Raw genomic sequence first — 17,561 nt, forward strand, 5'->3', positions numbered from 1 at the left:
CTCCGTTCCGGGCCCGAGCGTATCGCCGCCCGCCGACGAATCATGCCACTATGTGGGAGTTAGGGCTCTTTACCTCCAGACGAGTGAGGACGCATGCACCGACGCAGCAGCTCCACCCGAATCGACCACGGCGAGCGTGGCGGCCGCCGCATCGGCCACGCCATCGCCGGCCGACCGATGAAATCGGGCCGCGCTCACCTCGTCGTCGCCGGCGTCGTCGGCATCGCACTCGCCCTCGGCGGCTGCACCCTCGACCCGCAGCACGACGGACGCCCCGTGACCGGCGTCATTCCGGCTCCGGCCGAACTCGAACTCACCGGCGGCTCGCCGTTCACACTGACCGAGGAGTCCCGCTTCGTCGCGACCGGCGATGCCGCAGCCGTCGCCGAGACGTTCGCCGCGCAAGCGCGCATCGCCACGGGATTCGACCTGCCGGTCGTCGAGGGCGACGCCGCGGCATCCCTTCGACAGGCTCAGGACGGCGCCGACATCGCACTCGTCATCGACGACGGAGCGGCCTTCAGCGCCGACTCCGACGAGGCGTACTCGCTCGCGAGCGGCGCCGACGGCATCCGCATCTCAGCGCCCAGCCCGGCCGGACTCTTCTGGGGCACGCAGACGCTGCGACAGTTGCTGCCAGCCGAGATCGAGCGAGCGGATGCCTCGCGTGCGCCCTCTGGCGGATGGATCGTGCCCGCGGCATCCGTCACCGATGCCCCTCGCTTCGCCTACCGCAGCTCCGTGCTCGATGTCGTGCGCCACTTCTTCCCCGTCGAAGACGTGCTCGACCACATCGATCGCATCGCGCTGCTGAAGCTCAATGTGCTGCACCTGCATCTCACCGACGACCAGGGCTGGCGCATCCAGATCGATTCATGGCCCGAGCTCACCGGCATCGGCGCGTCGACCTCGGTCGGGGGCGACGGCAGCGGCTTCTACACGAAGGCCGACTACGCACGCATCGTCGACTACGCGGCCGAGCGCTTCGTGACGATCGTGCCCGAGATCGACCTGCCCGGGCACACGAACGCCGCGCTCAGCGCCTACCCGGAGCTCAACTGCGACGGAGTCGCGCCGAAGCCCTACGAGGGCATCGAGGTCGGGTTCTCGTCACTCTGCGCCTCGCCCGAGCGCGCAGAGGCGACCGACCGGTTCCTCGCCGACGTCACCCGCGAGGTCGCCGAGATGACACCCGGGCCATGGCTGCACGTCGGCGGTGACGAACCGCACGCGACGTCGCCCGAGGACTACCTCGATCTCGTCGCGCGGATCACCGCGGCGGGCGCCGCCACCGGCAAGACAGTGATCGCGTACCACGAGATGGGCGTCTCGACCGAGCTGCCGCCGGGCACGGTGGGCCAGTACTGGGACTTCACCGAGCCGCGCGAGAACACCGCAGAACTCACGACCTCGTTCGTGGAGCAGGGCGGCGAGGTCATCCTCATGCCGGCCGACGTCACCTACCTCGACATGATGTACCCCGACGACCCCGAGGGTCCGCTCGGCGGCTCGCTCGGCACCCGGTGGGCCGACGGTCCGACGACGCTCGAAGAGGCGTACGCGTGGGAGCCGACGTCGACGATTCCGGGCCTCGACGAGTCCGATATCCTCGGCATCGCGACGCCGATCTGGACCGAGACGACAGCGACCACCGCCGAGCTCGAGTTCATGGTGTTCCCGCGCATCACGGCGATCGCCGAGATCGCGTGGTCGGCGGCGGCCGCCGGCGGCGGCGCACGCGACGAGGCCGGCTTCCACGCCCGCCTCGCGTGGCTCGGCACGCACCTCGACGCACTCGGCGTCTCGTACCACCAGGTCGGCGGGGTGCCCTGGGTCGAGTAGCGCGCCGGGTGCGAGGAGGCCGCGGGCTGCGGGATGCCGCTTCGGCGCGGGATGTCGCGTCGACCCGGACGCCGCGGCATCCGCTCGCTGTGCAGATCTTGCGCGCTACGCCTCCGGCGGCGGCGCCGTCGAAGCCCGCACGACGAGCTCGGGGCGAAGCGGCTCGGTCGCGACGGGCTCGCGCTTCTCGATCATCTCGATGACGCGCTTCGCCGTGGCGCGGCCGACGTCTTCGAAGGGCTGGCGCACCGTCGTGAGGGCGGGCGCTGCATAGGCCGCGAGCGCGATGTCATCGACACTCACCACCGAGACGTCGTCGGGCACGATGCGCCCAGCCTCGTGCAGGGCGCGGATGACGCCGAAGGCCATCTCGTCGCTCGACACGAACACCGCCGTGACGTCTGGAATCGCCGCGATCGTGCGCCCGGCACGGTAGCCCGACTCGGGTGACCAATCGGCGGGGATCACCGGGGGCGGCGCGACCCCGCGCTCCCGGAGCACCGTCTCCCACTCCTCGCGGCGCGCGTTCGACTCCTGCCAGAACTCGTCGCCGGAGATATGCCAGACCGTGCGATGGCCCAGGTCGAGCAGATGCTCGGTCGCCGCCCTGGCGATCGCGCGTTGATCGACGAGCGCATCTGCGCCGACCCCGTCGGCCTGCCGGTGGCCGACCGTGGGCGTGCGCTCGGTGCGCGAGCCGAGGGCCTCTGCGAGGAAGCCGACCGGCGCGAGAATCACGATGCCCTCCGCCCCCTGGCCCTCGAGGCGATCGAACGCTTCGAGGAAGGATGCCGGTGCAGAATGCTGCGCCACACTCGCGGTCGTCACGGCATAGCCCTCTTCGGCGGCGACCGATTCGACGCCGAGGAGGATCGCGCTCGTCGAGTAGCGGGCCGTGGAGACGAGGATCACGCCGAGCATGCGGGTGCGACCGGAAGCGAGCGACGCCGCCGCCGCATGCAGTCGGTAACCGACGGCGTCGACCGCCGCCATCACCCGATGCGCCGTCTCGGGGCGCACGTTCGGGTGACCCGACATCACTCGCGAGACCGTCTGCGTCGACACGCCGGCGACGCGTGCGACGTCGACCTGACTCGGCGAGCGCTCCTCCGGTGAACGACGTGGCATGGACCCATCGTAGTGAGCGTTCACTCGTGTGCGACGAAGGCGAGTCCGACGAACGTTGGATTGCGCGATAATGTGAACGCAAACATTCTTCTCAATCGGGCGACATCGCCCGCGATTCAAGGGAGGCCGCGCGATGACCGCGACCGACACTCGAACCAGCGTTGATCAAGTGGCTGCGCTCACATACCGCGACAGCGCGTTGCTGCGCAACGGGCTCCCTCACCGGATGCTCGCCGGGGCCGTGCACTACTTCCGGGTGCACCCCGAGCAGTGGGAGGACCGACTCCGTCGCCTCGCCGCGATGGGGGCGAACACGGTCGACACCTACGTCGCCTGGAACTTCCACGAGGAGATCGAAGGCGAGACGCGATTCGACGGATGGCGCGACGTCGAGCGGTTCATCCGCCTCGCCGGCGAGATCGGTCTCGACGTGTACGTGCGGCCGAGTCCGTACATCTGCGCCGAGTGGTCCAACGGCGGCCTGCCCAGTTGGCTGACCGGCCGCACCCGGAGCATTCGCAGCAGCGACCCTGCGTACCGCGCCGCAGTCGAGAGCTGGTACGCCGAGCTCCTCCCCCGACTCGCTCCCCTGCAGGCCGCACACGGCGGCCCGATCGTCGCCGTGCAGATCGAGAACGAATACGGCTCGTTCGGGACCGACCGTGAACACTTGCACCACCAGCGCGATCTGCTCCGCCGGTACGGCATCGTCGAACTCCTCACGACCGCCGACGGCATCACTGCGGGCATGCACGCCTACGGCTCGGTCGAGGGCGCCATGCCGAGCTTCACGTTCGGCACCGGTGTGTCGGCGGCCGTCGACCTCCTCCCCCCGAACACCCCGCTCGTCTGCAGCGAGCTGTGGGGCGGGTGGTTCGACCACTGGGGTGAGCAGCACCACGTGCGCAGCGCCCCCAGCATGATCGGCACCGTCGACGAGCTCCTCGCCGCGGGCGGCTCCGTCAGTCTCTACATGGCGCACGGCGGCACCAACTTCGGTCTATGGAACGGTGCCAACTGGGACGGCGTGATCCAGCCGACCGCCACGAGCTACGACTCCGACGCGCCCATCGCCGAAGACGGCCGTGTGGGCGCCAAGTTCGAGGCACTGCGCGCTTCGTTCGCTCCTTTCCACGATGGACCGCTGCCCGAGCTGCCCGATGCGCCGCGCTTCCAGGCACCTCGCACGGTGTCCCTCGCGCCCGAAGCATCGCTCATCGAGGCAGTCCGTGCGCTCGCCGCGAGCGATCCTCGCCCCCACCCCGCAACCTTCGAGGAGATCGGCGTCGCGGAGGGCCTCATCGCCTACGAGACGACCGTCGTCGTCGAGGAGGGTGAGAACGTCCTCGCCCTCAAGGGTCTCCACGACCGCGCCACCGTCTTCATCGACGGGAACCGTGTCGCCACACTCGACCGCGACGGGGAGACGAGCACCGTGCTCCCGGTCTCCGAGCGGCCGGTCGTCGTCACGCTCATCGTCGAGAACGTCGGTCGAATCAACTACGGTCCGAAGATCGGCGAGCACAAGGGCATCCTGGAGGGCGTCCTCCTCGGCCGTCGCTACGCCCACGGCTGGACCCACCGGGTCATCCCGATGGCGGCACCGGAGCCCGCCGGAGCATCAGGCGCCGACGGATACGCCGTGGCCGGGTTCGACGTCGCCGAACCCGCCGACGCGTGGCTCGCCTTCCCCGGCGGAGTCAAGGGCTTCGTCTGGGTCAACGGATTCCTCATCGGCCGCTATTGGAACGTCGGCCCGCAAACGACCTTGTACGCCCCGGCCCCGCTCTGGCGCGCGGGACGCAACACCGTGCGCGTGCTTGACCTCGAGCAGCTCGGCGGCACCGTCGAGGTGCGCGACCAGGCCGAACTCGGCGCGGTCGAAGAGTTCATCGGCTCCTGACCGAGCCTCAGACGAGGAAGGCCCGCGGCATTCGCCGCGGGCCTTCCTGTTCGAAGCGAGGTGTCGAAGGGATCAGCCCTTGACTGCTCCGGCCGCCAGGCCCGAACGCCAGAAGCGCTGCAGGCTGAAGAACAGGATGATCAGCGGGACCACGCCCAGCAGTGCGCCGAGCATCACCGCGCCCTTGGCCGGCGCGAAGTAGCTCATCATGCCGAACAAGCCGAGTGTGACTGGCTTGAGTTCCGCTGACGAGACCATCATCAGCGGCAACAGGAAGTTGTTCCAGGTCGCCACGAAGATGAACAGGAAGATGGTCACCATCGCCGGAGCCAGCAGTCGCATCACGATCGTGAAGAAGATGCGGATCTCCCCGGCTCCGTCGATCCGTGCCGCCTCGAGCAGTTCCGCCGGCACCGCGTCCTGTGCGTAGACGATGCCGAGGAACACACCGAACGGCGAGACCGCCGACGGGATGATGATCGCCCACGGGGTGTCGACGAGACCGAGCGCATGGAACTCGAGGTAGAGCGGCACCGTGAGCAGTGCGACGGGCAGGAGCAGGCCGGCCATGATGACGCCGACCGCGATCGTCTTGCCCGGGAAGACGAACTTGGCGATCGCGTATCCCGCCATCACGGCGAAGAGTGTGCCGATCACCCCGGCGGTGACCGAGTAGAAGATCGAGTTGCCGACCCATTGCCAGAACATGCCCTGGGTCCAGACCATGAGGCTCTCGTAGTTCGCCGGCAGGTTCCACTCGGCGAACCAGAACCCGAACGACGAGGTGAGATCGCGATTGCTCTTCGTCGACGCGATCATGACCCACAGCACGGGCGCGAGGAAATACAGCGTCGCCACGACGAGCACTGCGACGCCGACGACGCGGGCGAAGGGGCCCGGCAGTTCGGATTTCGGCGGGCGGTCGGGCGCGGCCTTGCGGGCGCGACGCTTCGCGGATTCGATGAGTGTGCCGCTGCTCATGCCGAGGCTCCCTTCCGCCGCTGAAGCAGCGCATAGACGATCGCGAGCACGCCCGCGATGACCGCCATCAGCAGCGAATAGGCCGATGCCGGACCGGTGCCCGACGGCGAGACCGCACCCATCATCGAGTTGTACGTCAACATCATCGGTGTGAAGGCCTTGCCCATCCAGGGGTTCGCGCTCTCCATGATCACCGGCTCGTTGAACAGCTGGATGGTGCCGATGATCGACAGCAGCACCGCGAGCAGTGCCGCACCGCGCACGAGGGGGATCTTGATGCGCGTCGCGATCTGCCAGCCCGAGGCGCCGTCGAGGCGGGCGGCCTCGTAGAGGTCTCTGGGTATCGTCTGCAGCGCCGCGAGGAAGATGAGCATGTTGTAGCCCGTGTACGTCCAGGTGGTCATGTTGGCCATGGACGCCAGGATCGTGCCCGGCGCCATGAAGTTCGTGCCCTCGGGGAGGTACTGCATGAAGGGCGAGACCTCGGGCGTGTAGAGGTAGAGCCAGATCATCGCCGCGATGACACCGGGGATCGCGAACGGCAGGAAGAACGCCAGGCGGAAGAAGCCGGGCCGCCGCACGATGAAGGTGTCGAGCAGGAGCGCCAGCCCGAGCGCGGCCACGATCATCACGGGGATCTGGAAGAGCGCGTACAGCAGCACCCGCCCCATGCCCGCCCAGAACGGGGCACTGCCGATCGCGAGTGCGAAGTTGTCGAAGCCGACGAAGGTGTCGACGAGCTCACCGCCGCCGTACAGCCCGTCACCGGCCGGAAGCTCGGTGAACATCGACGAGCGGATCGACACGACGATGGGCACGAGGAAGACGACGATGAAGAGCAGGGAGAACGGCGCCATGAACATCCAGCCGGTCAACGCCTGATGGCGGGCGCTCCTGCTGCGCTTCGTGGCCCCGCCGTTCGTGCCCCGGGCGCGTTTCGTGCTCCCGGCGTCTTTCCTGCTCCCGGCGTCTGCTCTGCTGCCGGCGCGGGCCTGAGTGGAAACGGTCATTGTGGTCGGTCTCTCCTTTCAACCTCGATTCGGCGGCGGATCCCACGACACGTCATGTGATCCGCCGCCGTGGCGATCAATCGTCGGCTCGCCTCACTTGGAGACGGGCAGTCCGAGGTCTTCGAGCGTGGCGACCGCGGTCGTCTGCGCGGTGGTGAAGATGTCAGCGACCGTGGCGCTGCCGTCGGCGACGCCCGATGCGGTCTCGTTCATCTTGGTCAGCGAAGCGAAGCCCGGTGCGTACACGAAGTCGGGGTTCAGGTTGCCGGACGCCGTCGCGAGCTCGGCGAGCACGTCCTGGCCGCCGAACTGGCGGAGCATCTTCTCGCTCGTGGTCGGCGTGCCGTTGGCAGCGACGACGAGACCCTGTGAAGCGAGGTCGTCGATCTGCGTGTTGAACCAGGCGTTGAACTCCATCGCCTCGGCCGGGTGCTCGCAGCCCTTCGTGACGGCGACGCCGGAGCCCCCATCGGGGCCGGTCAGCGTGCCTGCACCGAAGTCGGGCAGCTGGGCGATGCGCCACTGGCCCTCGGCCGGGGTGCCGTCGAGGGAGTCGAGCATGAAGCCGGCCTCCCATGCCGCGCCGACGTGACCGATCAGGCTGCCGTCGTTGAGTGCCTGGGTGAAGGCCTCGCCCCAACGCTCGGTGGCCAGGGTCTGCTTGTTGTCGACCAGGTTCTGCCAGAACGCGGCGACCGTCTGACTGCCTGCGCCCTCGGCGTCGACGGTCCAGCCGCCATCGCTCGAGCCGAACCAGGAGTCGCCCGCGGCCGCTGCCTGCGCCGACAGCCAGGAGAGCGCCTCGTCAGGAGTGAAGGCGGTGACGTACTTGCCGGCCGATGCCGCCGTGGCGGAGTCTGCGGTCAGTTCGTCGAGCGTGGTCGGCACCGTGAGACCGAGGTTCTCGAACTCCGTCGCGTTGTAGAAGTACACGAGGGGGCCGGTGTCTTGAGGGAAGCCGACGACCGCGTCGCCGACGGTCATCATCGCGTATGCACCGGCCGAGAAGTCGTCCTCGTGCGCCGCGGCCTCGTCTGCCACGTCTTCCAGTAGTCCCTTGACGTACATCTGCGGAACCTCGGAGTACCCGATCTGGGCGAGGCACGCTGCATTGCCGGCCTTGACGTCGGTTTCGAGCTTCAGGATCATGTCCGTCGCCGCACCGTCGAACTTCGTCGCCTTCACCTGGATGTCGGGGTTCTCCTCGTTCCAGCGGTCCACGATCTCGCTGACCGGCGTCATCCCCTCGCCGTCGGGCAGACGGTGCAGGTAGGTGATCTCGACGGGACCGTCGGCGTTGCCCGAGCCGCTGCCGGTGCTGCAGGCCGCGAGCGCGAAGACGGAGATCGCCGCGACCGTCGCAGCAGCGGCGGTGCGTGCGAAGCGGGTCCTGGATGTCATGTGTCGCTCCTCTTTGAGAGAATCGCCGCCCGTTGGTGCACGGGCGGGCCCACCTGCCGGTTCAGTGCGCTCGTGCGCACCTCGTCGACATCGATGGAATGAATGTTTGCGTTCACATTACCCCTCTCACCCATAAACTCAAGTAACGCTCGTGAATCTCTGCTCGGAATGTACAGCGCGAACACTCCGGCACCGCGACGGTGTTGCCTGCGAAGATGGGGTGACCCGCGGGCACCACCCGTCACCGATACCGAAAGAACGGATGAAGCCATGACCGGCATCGTTCCCGCACCCGTCCAGATCGAACTCCACGCGGCGGTCGCGCCGTTCCGTTTCGTCGATGGCGTTCATATTGTCGCACCGGGAGTTGCGAGGAACATCGGAGCCCTGCTGGCCGCCGAACTCCGCGCCGTCACCGGCCGCAAGCTCCCTGTCGTCGACTCCGAGGTCGGCTCGCCAACCGACGGCGTCATCGGCATCTCCCTCGTCCTGCGTGCGAGCGACGAGGCGAGCGACGAGGCGTACACCCTCGAGGCATCCGCTCTGGGGGTCGTCATCACCGCGAGCACGCCGGCCGGGTTGTATCGCGGCACGCGGTCGCTTCGACAACTGCTGAGCGCGCACGACCATGCACCGAGCTCCGCCGCTGAGTGGACCGTGCCGGCGCTCTCGATTCGCGATGCTCCGCGCTTCGCCTATCGCGGCGCCATGCTCGACGTCGTGCGGCACTTCTTCCCCGTCGACGACGTGCTGCGCCTCGTCGACGCGATCGCGATGCTGAAGATCAACCACTTCCACCTGCATCTCACCGACGATCAGGGCTGGCGCATCCAGATCGACTCGTGGCCCGAGCTCACCGGCATCGGCGCGTCGACGGCTGTCGACGGTGCGGCCGGAGGGTTTTACACGAAGGCCGACTACGCCCGCATCGTCGACTACGCCGCCGAGCGGTTCATCACCGTCGTGCCCGAGATCGACCTGCCGGGCCACACCAATGCGGCCCTCAGCGCCTACCCCGAGCTCAATCACGACGGCGTCGCCCGCGCTCCGTACGAGGGGGTGAAGGTCGGGTTCTCGTCGCTGAGCGCCGCGCCCGAGCGCGCGGAGGCGACCGACCGGTTCCTCGCCGACGTCATGCGCGAGGTCGCCGAGATCACGCCCGGCCCCTGGCTCCACATCGGCGGCGACGAGTCGTGGTCGACACCGGCCGCCGAGTACCTCGATCTCGTGCAGCGCATCACGAGCGCCGCAGCTTCGACCGGCAAGACGGTGATCGGATGGCATGAGATCGGCGCGTCGACCGCGCTGCCCGCCGGCACGGTCGCCCAGTACTGGAGCTACCTCGTGCCGCAGGAGAACGCGGGCACGGTCACCTCCGCCGTGGTCGAACAGGGCGGGCGCGTGATCATGTCGCCCGCAGATGCCGCCTACCTCGACATCCAGTACCCCGGGGCGCCGGCGACCCCGAACGGTTACGAACTCGGGCTCGACTGGGCCGACGGCCCCACGTCGCTCGAGGCCGCCTACTCATGGGAACCGACCCGGATCGTCCCCGGCGTCGGAGAGGCCGACATCCTCGGCGTCGAAGGGCCGATGTGGACCGAGACGGCCCTGACGATCGACGATGTCGAGTTCATGGTCTTCCCGCGTCTCGCGGCGATCGCCGAGATCGGCTGGTCGCCCGCGCCGGGGGACGGTGCCCGCGACTATGCCGACTTCGCCGGGCGGGTCGCTGACCTCGCCGCGCTCTGGGATGCCGCGGGCACGGTGTACTGCGCGGTCGACGACGTCGCGAGGCCGCGCACCGCGTGATGGTCGCGCGACCGTTCCCGACATCGGCACCGGTCGCGCGAGCGCGGCGTGGTCGCGTGCAGTGCGGCCGCGTGCAGTGCGGCCGCGCACAGCACGGTCGCCTGCAACACGAGCGGATGCCGCGAGGCCGGATGCCGCAGGGTTCGGCGACCCCGCGGCATCCGCTCGGCGCTACTTGACGCTGCCTGCGGTGAGGCCGCCGACGAGGCGCTTCTCGATGATCATGAAGAGGATCACGACGGGCACGATCGCGACGATCGAGACGCCGAACACGTACTGCCACGAGGTCTCGTACTGGCCGACGAACTTCGTGAGGGCGACCGAGAGTGGCTGATTGCCCGCGGTCGAGAGGATCACGAGCGAGGCCGCGAACTCGTTCCAGCACGCGACGAACGTGAACACGATCGCGGTCACGATGCCGGGCCAGACGAGCGGGAGGCTGATCGTGAAGAGCACGCGCAGCCGTCCGGCACCGTCGATCTGAGCGGCCTCGTCGACCTCCTTGGGCACGCCGGCGAAGAACGAGTGCATGATCCACACGGCGAACGAGAGGTTGAACGCGGCGTTGATGAAGATCATCGCCGCCCACGTGTCGATCATGTCGAACGCGAGGAACTGGCGGAAGAGCCCTGAGGTGAGCACCGCGGGCTGCAGCATCTGCGTGACGATCACGAGGAAGAGGAACACCATGCGGCCCGGGAACTTGAACCGCGCGGTGTAGTACGCCGCGGGCATCGCGACGAGCAGCACGAGCAGCGTCGCGACTCCCGCGATGATGATCGTCGAGATGAGGTTCTGCACGAGCGGCGTCTCGGGGGTCGACCACATGTTGATGTAGTTCTCCCAGTGCCACTCCGTCGGGAAGTAGGTGGGTTCGACCGAGCGGATCTGCGCCTTCGTCTTGACCGAGCCGAAGAACATGATCGTGTACGGCAGCACGAAGATGAGCAGCACGATCAGCCCGGCCAGCATGCGCCAGATCAGTTTGCCGAGCGGCACCTGGTCTTCGGTGTAGCGGCGCTTCCGAGCGGATGCCGCGGGCGGGGCGATCGTCTCGAACGCGGGTGCGGTGACGGCCATGCTCAGACCTCCTTCATGGGCTTGACCACACGCACGTAGATGGCGACGATCACGATGACGATGATGAAGGCGACGACGGAGAGCGCGCTCGCGACGTCGACCTTGTGCTGGTTCTGGATGTACTTGAAGATCATCGTCATGATCGTGTCGGCATCGTAGCCGGGAATCGACCCGGTCATCACCTTCAGGATCGGCAGCGAGTTGAAGACGTTGATGATGTTGATGAGCACCGCGACCGAGAGGGCGCCGCGCAGTTGCGGAAGCACGACGCCCCAATACGTGCGAACCGGCCCTGCACCGTCCATCTTCGCGGCCTCGAGCACGTCGCCCGGCACCGTCTGGAGCCCGGCGAGGATCGTGTACGTCGTGAACGGCAGCGACACGAACACCGCGACGACGATCGACCAGGCGAAGGCCGTCTCGGGGTTGCGGGTCCACCCGTAGCCCTCGGGCGTGTCGACGAGCCCCACGTCGACGAGGAAGGTGTTGATGATGCCGAAGTACGGCTCCAGCCCGTAGTAGACGACCATCGTCGTCATGACGACGGATGCCGCCCACGGGATGATCACCGCCAGGCGCACGATGCGCCTGCCCGGGAACGCCTTGTTCAGCAGCTGGGCGAGGACGAGCGAGATGAGCACGGTGGCCGCGACGACCACCACGACCCAGACGATCGTGCGGCCGAAGATCGGCCAGAAATAGGGGAAGGAGAAGACCTCGACGTAGTTGTCGAAGCCGACCGAGCCCTTGTCGACCCCCGAGATCGAGATGTCGCGGGTCGAGTTGAAGAACATGACGACGGCCGGGAACAGCACGACGCCGAAGATGAGGATGAGGGCAGGGCCGATCCACGGGAGCGAGGCGATGAACTGCCGCCCGCCTCGGCGGGGCTTGACCTGTTCGGCCCGCCCACTGGGCGCAGCCTGCCCGCCGGGGCGGGGGCGGCCGGTGGCCGCCCCCGCTGGGATCGATGACGTATCGGGTGTCGTGCTCATGGTTCGGCGGTCACCGATCCCTCCGGGTATTGCGCAACGGACGTGCTGGTCGAGCGGGGTGGGATCAGCCCGCGTCGGCCTGTGCCTGGATCTCGGTCAGCACATCTTGTGCGGGCTTCGTCTGGAGCTGTCCGAACAGCGCCTTGAATGCGGCATCCGTCGCCGACCACTGCGGGTTGGTGCTCGGGTAGAACTGCGCGTCGGGCAGCACCTCGAGGAACGGCGCGAGCGCCTCCTCGGAGGCGAGCGCCTCGGCACCCGACTTCGTGACGGGAAGGAAGCCCTCGGCCTGCACCCACGGCACGTACACGTCGGACGTGTAGTAGTAGTCGAAGAACTTCGTGATCGCGTCCTGCTTGTCGTCGTCGTTCTGGAAGGCCATGAGCTGGTCCATGACGCCGACCGTCATGGGGCTGCCGTCTTTCGTGGGGATCGGGACGACCGAGTAGTCGAGCTCGGGGTTGTTCTCCTCGATCTGGCCGACGGTCGGCGGGAGGCCGACCTGCATGCCGATCTTGCCCTGGATGAAGATGTCCATGAGCGGCGAACGGTCGGTCGAGCCCGGGTCTGCCTGCGTGGCACCGGCGTCGATCATCTTCTTGATCTGGTCGGCACCGGGCAGGTTCGCCGGGTCGTCGATGGTGATCTCGGTCGCGTCGCCGAACGTGCCGCCGCCGCCCCAGAGCCACACAGCCGCTTCGGCCTGCGCCTCTTCGGATCCGAGGGGCATGCCGTAGCCGGCGATGCCGCCGCCGAGGGCCGAGACCTTGGTCGCCGCGTCGAGCAGCTCATCCCAGTTGGTGGGGGGCGCGGTGACGCCCGCCTGCTCGAGCAGGGCGTTGTTGACGAAGAGCGCGCGTGCCGAGGCGATCAGGGGCAGTGCGTACGCAGTGCCGTCGACTTCGGCGTTCGCGATGAACGAGTCCTGGAAGTCGCTGAAGGTCTCGGGCGAGACGACGTCTTCAGCGGGGTACAACAGCTCGTCGGCGGCGAAACCGGCGAAGGGGCCGCCGTTGTAGATGTCGGGTGCCTCACCGCCCTGGATCTTCGTGGCGATGAGGGTCTCGAGGTTGTCCCACGACGCCACCTCGAGCTTGACGTCGATGTCGGTGTTCTCGGCTTCGAAGCCCTCGATGACGTCTTCCCAGAGGCCCTGGGTGTTGTCGGAGTAACTCGGCACGAGCAGGTCGAGCGTGGTCTTGCCACCGGCTTCCTCGCCCGACCCGCCGCCGAAGCCGCAGGATGCGAGCGTGAGCGATGCCGTGGCCGCGAGCGCGACGGCCGCGCCGAGGCGCAGAGACTTCTTCATTGGATGCTTCCTCACTGTGGTGGATGGTGCACCAGCGCCCGTGGAAAGAGCTTCGCGCGACGGTGCGTGTGTTCGGGAACCGCACTTGACGACTGTGGCTGAGTGCTATTTCCTGAACGTTTCGGCGAGCAAACGATCACGTCCGTTCACTCGACGCACGAAAATCTATGTCGGATGCCTCGGGCCCGTCAAGACGCGCAGCGGATTCGTTATGAGATTTTGTTCAGATCCCTGACAAACTCCGATGTCGCGCGGAGCCGCTTGAATCGAGCGCTCGAGTGATCGTTGGACACATGTTGCAATCATCTGCGATCATTGTGAGTGTCATGCCGCCGCGGGGTTGCCACGGCGGCCGTCGCACACCTGTCTGGAGCCCCACGTGACCGACCAACCGACCACCGCACACACGACCGGCGAAGCTGTTCCCGCCGCCGCTGAACACATGTCCGCCGAACTGGCCTCTCAGCCCGAGACCTGGGCACGCGCCACCGAGCTCCGTGCCGAGCAGTCGCTCCTGCCGGCCCGCGGCGCCCGAATCGCGGTCGTGGGCTGCGGCACGTCCTGGTTCATCGCGCAGTCGTACGCGTGGTTGCGCGAAGCCGGCGGCCACGGCGAGACCGACGCATTCGCGGCATCCGAAGCCTTCGTCGACCGCGGCTACGACGCGGTCGTCGCCCTCACCCGATCGGGCACCACCACCGAGGTGCGCCAGCTCGTCGAGGGGCTCCGCGGCCGCGTGCGCACCATCGGCGTCATCGGCGATGCCACGTCACCCCTCGTCGACCTCGTCGACGAAGCCGTGACCCTCCCCTTCGCCGACGAGCGCTCGGTCGTGCAGACCCGGTTCGCGACGACCGCACTCGCGCTCTTCCGCGCCTCGCTCGGCGAAGACCTCACCGGCGCGATCGCCGATGCCGAGCGCGCGGTCGCCGAAGACCTCGCCCCCGAGCTGACCGACGCCGAGCAGTACACCTTCCTCGGTCGCGGCTGGTCGGTCGGCCTCGCCCACGAGGCGGCGCTCAAGATGCGGGAAGCCTCGCAGTCGTGGACCGAGTCATATCCGTCGATGGAGTACCGCCACGGCCCGATCGCGATCGCAGCTCCGGGCCGAGTGACCTGGCAGTTCGGCGAGGCGCCCGACGGACTCGCCGGCGACGTCGCCGCGGCCGGGGCGCACTTCGAAGCGGGCCGCCTCGACCCGATGGCCGAACTCGTGCGCGCACAGCGCGTCGCACTCGCCCGTGCCCGCGCGAAGGGCCTCGACCCCGACTCGCCCCGCAACCTCACCCGTTCCGTCATCCTCGACGCGTGATGAACGAGCACCCGTCTCACGACGCGTTCCCGCTCGGCCCGGGCGCGGCCGTGCTCGCGTTCGACGTGGGAGGCACCGACACGAAGTCGGCGCTCGTCGATGCCTCGGGCCGGGTGCTCGGACTCCGCCGCACGCCGACGCCGGTCGACCCGGCCGACGCCGACCCCGGCCGGACGATCGTCGCCTCGATCGGCGTGCTCGCCCGTGAGCACTTGGCCGCGGCCCCCGGCATCGTTCCGGTGGCCGCGGGCATCAGCGTGCCCGGTCTCGTCGACGAGGTCACCGGTGTCGGCATGTTCGCGTCGAACCTCGGTTGGCGCGACGCCCCCATCCGTGACCTCGCCGAGCGCGCGCTCGGCTTGCCCGTGGCGTTCGGCCACGACGTGCGCGCGGCGGGCGACGCAGAGCACCGCCTCGGCGCGGCCCGCGGCTACGGCGATGTCGTCGTGCTCGCCATCGGCACCGGCATCGCGAGCGCGCTCGTGCTCGGAGGCCGCCCCTACGCCGGCGGCGGCTATGCGGGCGAGATCGGCCACTCGCTCGCCGATCCGCTCGGCGAGCGGTGCGCCTGCGGGGCGATCGGATGCCTCGAGACGATCGCGTCGGCGGGTGCGATCGCCCGGCGCTACTCCGCGGCATCCGGTACTCGGGTGACCGGCGCTCGAGAAGTGCTCGACGCGGCGACCGCCGGCGACCCGCTCGCCAAGCGCGTCTGGGACGACGCGGTCGAAGCACTCGCCGAGGCACTCGCCCGTCTCGTCGCCATCCTCGCCCCCGAAGCCGTGGTGATCGGCGGCGGTCTCGCACAAGCTGGTCCGGCCCTGTTCGCACCGCTCGGCACGCGGCTCGATGCGCTGCTCAGCTTCCACCGCCGACCGGCGCTCCTCCACGCCGAACTCGGCGACGATGCGGGCCTGCTCGGCACCGCGCTCGCGGCCCGCGACCTCGCCGCCGCACGCCGAGTCGGGGGCACGCCGTGATCGTCACCGTCACACCGAATCCGGCGCTCGATCTCACCTGGCACGTCGAAGGCCTGCGACCGGGCGAGACGCATCGCGTCGACACCGGAGCCGCACGCGCCGGCGGCAAGGGGCTGAACGTCGCACGCGTGCTGCACGCCGAAGGCCACGACGTGCTCGCGCTCACGACCTCAGGCGGCGCGGTCGGCGCCGAGTTCACCGCGGAGCTCGAGGCGAGCGGCATCCACCACCGCCTCGTGCGCGTCGCAGGCGCGACCCGCCGCAGCATCGCCCTCGTCGACGAGGCGAGCGGCGACACGAGCGTGCTGAACGAGCGCGGCGCCGCGCTCTCAGTCGCCGAAGCCGACGCACTCGCGGCGAACGCGCTCGAACTCGGTCGCGACGCCGACGTCGTCGCCATCTGCGGAAGCCTGCCGCCCGGGTTCGGCCCCGACGAGCTCGGCGCACTCGTCAGTGCGCTCACCGCCGAAGGCGTGCCCGTCATCGTCGACACGAGCGGGCCCGGAGTCCTCGCTGCCGCCCGTGCGGGCGCGACGGTGCTGAAACCCAACGCCGAGGAGCTTCGCGACGTCACCGGTCTCGACGACCCGGTGGCGGGGGCGGCCGCCCTGCTCGAACTCGGTGCCCGAATGGTCGTCGCCTCACTGGGTTCTGAAGGCCTGATGGTCGTGACGACGGATACCCCAGGCGGCATCCGAGCCCGATTGCCCCGCTCGCTGCACGGCAACCCGACCGGGGCCGGCGACGCGGCGGTCGCCGCGATCGCCGTCGCCATCGCTGAGACGCCCGACCTCGCCGACGGCACGCCGGCCGCCACGGCCGCCCGCGAGCGCCTCGCCCGCCGGGCCGTCGCCTGGTCGGCCTCGGCAGTGCTCGCGCCGCTCGCCGGTGAGCTGTCACCCGAACACACGGACCTCGAGCGCGAGGTCGTCGTGAGCATCGACCCGAAGGAACACGCATGACCCTCACCCCCACTCGCATCCTGCTCGCCGACGCAGCCGAAGGCGGTCGGGGTATCGGCGCGTTCAACGTGCTGCACCTCGAGACCGCTGAAGCGCTCGCTGCCGCCGCTGAGGCGACCGGGCTGCCCGTGATCCTGCAGATCTCCGAGAACGCCATCCGGTACCACGGTGGCTTCGAACCGATCGCTCGCGCGACGCTCGCCGTCGCCGAAGCCTCGAGCGCCCCCGTCGCGGTGCATCTCGACCATGCCGAAGACGCAGAGCTCGCGCTGCTCGCGATCGACCACGGCTTCGGCTCCGTCATGTACGACGGCGCGAAGCTCGACTTCGCCGACAACGTCGCCACGACCCGCCGGGTCGTCGACCATGCTGCGACCACGGGCGTACTCGTCGAGGCGGAGCTCGGCGAGATCGGCGGCAAAGACGGTGCACACGCACCTGGGGTGCGCACCGACCCCGACGAGGCCTCGCGATTCGTCACCGAGACCGGCGTCGGCGCACTCGCCGTCGCGGTCGGCTCTTCGCACGCGATGACCGAGCGGGTCGCCGCACTCGACCTCGAACTCGTGGGCCGGCTCCGGGCGGCGGTGCCGGTGCCGCTCGTGCTGCACGGATCATCCGGAGTCGCCGACGAGACGATCGTCGCAGGCATCCGTGCGGGGCTCACGAAGATCAACGTGTCCACGCACCTGAACGCGCAGTTCACCGGCGCGATCCGCCGATTCCTCGACGATCATCCCGGCGTCGTAGACTCCCGAAAATACCTCGCCGCCGGCCGCGATGCCGTCGAAATCGAAGCTGCACGTCTCCTCCGCCTCTTCGCAGGGAAGGACCCCAACGGATGAA

Annotated in this window: 14 protein-coding genes; 7 read left to right on the forward strand and 7 right to left on the reverse strand. The window is 68.8% G+C overall.

The genetic code is table 11. The annotated features are described in order from the left end of the window. The first annotated feature begins 93 nt into the window (after nt 1-93). Nucleotides 94-1,842 (forward strand): beta-N-acetylhexosaminidase, encoded by a 1,749-nt coding sequence (locus tag AC1C2T_RS18105; RefSeq protein WP_495386214.1) that lies wholly within the window; start codon nt 94-96, stop codon nt 1,840-1,842. Between the two features lie 105 nt (nt 1,843-1,947). Here AC1C2T_RS18105 and AC1C2T_RS18110 read toward each other — a convergent pair whose 3' ends face one another. Next, on the reverse strand, nt 1,948-2,970 hold the full coding sequence (locus tag AC1C2T_RS18110) for a LacI family DNA-binding transcriptional regulator (RefSeq protein ID WP_495386215.1): 1,023 nt from the start codon (nt 2,968-2,970) through the stop codon (nt 1,948-1,950). 169 nt (nt 2,971-3,139) lie between these two features. Here AC1C2T_RS18110 and AC1C2T_RS18115 point away from each other — a divergent pair, with 169 nt between their 5' ends. Next, a complete protein-coding gene (locus AC1C2T_RS18115) occupies nt 3,140-4,873 on the forward strand; it encodes a glycoside hydrolase family 35 protein (RefSeq protein WP_495386216.1) in 1,734 nt (577 codons plus the stop codon). Nucleotides 4,874-4,945: 72 nt separating this feature from the next. Here the strand turns inward: AC1C2T_RS18115 and AC1C2T_RS18120 are convergent, their stop codons facing one another. The 3 genes from AC1C2T_RS18120 to AC1C2T_RS18130 all read right to left on the reverse strand — a co-directional run bounded on the left by AC1C2T_RS18120 (nt 4,946) and on the right by AC1C2T_RS18130 (nt 8,265). After that, the gene (locus AC1C2T_RS18120; protein WP_495386217.1) at nt 4,946-5,854 is read right to left on the reverse strand and encodes a carbohydrate ABC transporter permease; all 909 of its coding nucleotides are present in this window, start codon (nt 5,852-5,854) and stop codon (nt 4,946-4,948) included. Continuing rightward, the gene (locus AC1C2T_RS18125; protein WP_495386218.1) at nt 5,851-6,864 is read right to left on the reverse strand and encodes a carbohydrate ABC transporter permease; all 1,014 of its coding nucleotides are present in this window, start codon (nt 6,862-6,864) and stop codon (nt 5,851-5,853) included. Before AC1C2T_RS18125 ends, AC1C2T_RS18120 begins: the two co-directional genes overlap by 4 nt. A gap of 93 nt (nt 6,865-6,957) precedes the next feature. Continuing rightward, nucleotides 6,958-8,265 (reverse strand): ABC transporter substrate-binding protein, encoded by a 1,308-nt coding sequence (locus AC1C2T_RS18130; RefSeq protein WP_495386219.1) that lies wholly within the window; start codon nt 8,263-8,265, stop codon nt 6,958-6,960. 270 nt (nt 8,266-8,535) lie between these two features. Between AC1C2T_RS18130 and AC1C2T_RS18135 the strand changes: the two genes are divergently transcribed. Next, entirely contained in the window at nt 8,536-10,077 is a 1,542-nt protein-coding gene (locus tag AC1C2T_RS18135; RefSeq protein WP_495386220.1) for a beta-N-acetylhexosaminidase, read from the forward strand. A gap of 171 nt (nt 10,078-10,248) precedes the next feature. Here AC1C2T_RS18135 and AC1C2T_RS18140 read toward each other — a convergent pair whose 3' ends face one another. The 3 genes from AC1C2T_RS18140 to AC1C2T_RS18150 all read right to left on the reverse strand — a co-directional run bounded on the left by AC1C2T_RS18140 (nt 10,249) and on the right by AC1C2T_RS18150 (nt 13,461). Then, the gene (locus tag AC1C2T_RS18140; protein ID WP_495386221.1) at nt 10,249-11,157 is read right to left on the reverse strand and encodes a carbohydrate ABC transporter permease; all 909 of its coding nucleotides are present in this window, start codon (nt 11,155-11,157) and stop codon (nt 10,249-10,251) included. A 2-nt stretch (nt 11,158-11,159) separates the two neighbouring features. Continuing rightward, a complete protein-coding gene (locus tag AC1C2T_RS18145) occupies nt 11,160-12,152 on the reverse strand; it encodes a carbohydrate ABC transporter permease (RefSeq protein WP_495386222.1) in 993 nt (330 codons plus the stop codon). A gap of 64 nt (nt 12,153-12,216) precedes the next feature. Further along, on the reverse strand, nt 12,217-13,461 hold the full coding sequence (locus AC1C2T_RS18150; RefSeq protein ID WP_495362881.1) for an extracellular solute-binding protein: 1,245 nt from the start codon (nt 13,459-13,461) through the stop codon (nt 12,217-12,219). Between the two features lie 442 nt (nt 13,462-13,903). On the opposite strand from AC1C2T_RS18150, the gene AC1C2T_RS18155 reads away from it, so the two are divergent. Genes AC1C2T_RS18155 through AC1C2T_RS18170 form a run of 4 tightly spaced genes read left to right on the forward strand, consistent with a single transcriptional unit; the run spans nt 13,904 to nt 17,560 of the window. Next, entirely contained in the window at nt 13,904-14,773 is an 870-nt protein-coding gene (locus tag AC1C2T_RS18155; protein WP_495363109.1) for an SIS domain-containing protein, read from the forward strand. Then, on the forward strand, nt 14,773-15,753 hold the full coding sequence (locus AC1C2T_RS18160) for an ROK family protein (protein ID WP_495386360.1): 981 nt from the start codon (nt 14,773-14,775) through the stop codon (nt 15,751-15,753). The genes AC1C2T_RS18155 and AC1C2T_RS18160 overlap by 1 nt, the downstream gene beginning before the upstream one ends. Then, nucleotides 15,750-16,715 (forward strand): 1-phosphofructokinase family hexose kinase, encoded by a 966-nt coding sequence (locus AC1C2T_RS18165; protein ID WP_495386223.1) that lies wholly within the window; start codon nt 15,750-15,752, stop codon nt 16,713-16,715. The genes AC1C2T_RS18160 and AC1C2T_RS18165 overlap by 4 nt, the downstream gene beginning before the upstream one ends. Continuing rightward, nucleotides 16,712-17,560, forward strand: coding sequence for a class II fructose-bisphosphate aldolase (locus AC1C2T_RS18170; RefSeq protein ID WP_495386224.1), 849 nt, complete (start codon nt 16,712-16,714; stop codon nt 17,558-17,560). Before AC1C2T_RS18165 ends, AC1C2T_RS18170 begins: the two co-directional genes overlap by 4 nt. The last annotated feature ends 1 nt before the right edge of the window (nt 17,561 follow it).

It is taken from the genome of Agromyces sp. Y558 (assembly GCF_059445415.1).

Excerpts from the sequence above, each read along its gene's own strand:
- AC1C2T_RS18155 (WP_495363109.1), top strand. The coding sequence starts at position 13,904 with ATGTCCGCCGAACTGGCCTCTCAGCCCGAGACCTGGGCACGCGCCACC.
- AC1C2T_RS18150 (WP_495362881.1), bottom strand. The coding sequence starts at position 13,461 with ATGAAGAAGTCTCTGCGCCTCGGCGCGGCCGTCGCGCTCGCGGCCACG.
- AC1C2T_RS18160 (WP_495386360.1), top strand. The coding sequence starts at position 14,773 with ATGAACGAGCACCCGTCTCACGACGCGTTCCCGCTCGGCCCGGGCGCG.
- AC1C2T_RS18135 (WP_495386220.1), top strand. The coding sequence starts at position 8,536 with ATGACCGGCATCGTTCCCGCACCCGTCCAGATCGAACTCCACGCGGCG.
- AC1C2T_RS18145 (WP_495386222.1), bottom strand. The coding sequence starts at position 12,152 with ATGAGCACGACACCCGATACGTCATCGATCCCAGCGGGGGCGGCCACC.
- AC1C2T_RS18110 (WP_495386215.1), bottom strand. The coding sequence starts at position 2,970 with ATGCCACGTCGTTCACCGGAGGAGCGCTCGCCGAGTCAGGTCGACGTC.
- AC1C2T_RS18130 (WP_495386219.1), bottom strand. The coding sequence starts at position 8,265 with ATGACATCCAGGACCCGCTTCGCACGCACCGCCGCTGCTGCGACGGTC.
- AC1C2T_RS18120 (WP_495386217.1), bottom strand. The coding sequence starts at position 5,854 with ATGAGCAGCGGCACACTCATCGAATCCGCGAAGCGTCGCGCCCGCAAG.
- AC1C2T_RS18105 (WP_495386214.1), top strand. The coding sequence starts at position 94 with ATGCACCGACGCAGCAGCTCCACCCGAATCGACCACGGCGAGCGTGGC.
- AC1C2T_RS18140 (WP_495386221.1), bottom strand. The coding sequence starts at position 11,157 with ATGGCCGTCACCGCACCCGCGTTCGAGACGATCGCCCCGCCCGCGGCA.
- AC1C2T_RS18170 (WP_495386224.1), top strand. The coding sequence starts at position 16,712 with ATGACCCTCACCCCCACTCGCATCCTGCTCGCCGACGCAGCCGAAGGC.
- AC1C2T_RS18125 (WP_495386218.1), bottom strand. The coding sequence starts at position 6,864 with ATGACCGTTTCCACTCAGGCCCGCGCCGGCAGCAGAGCAGACGCCGGG.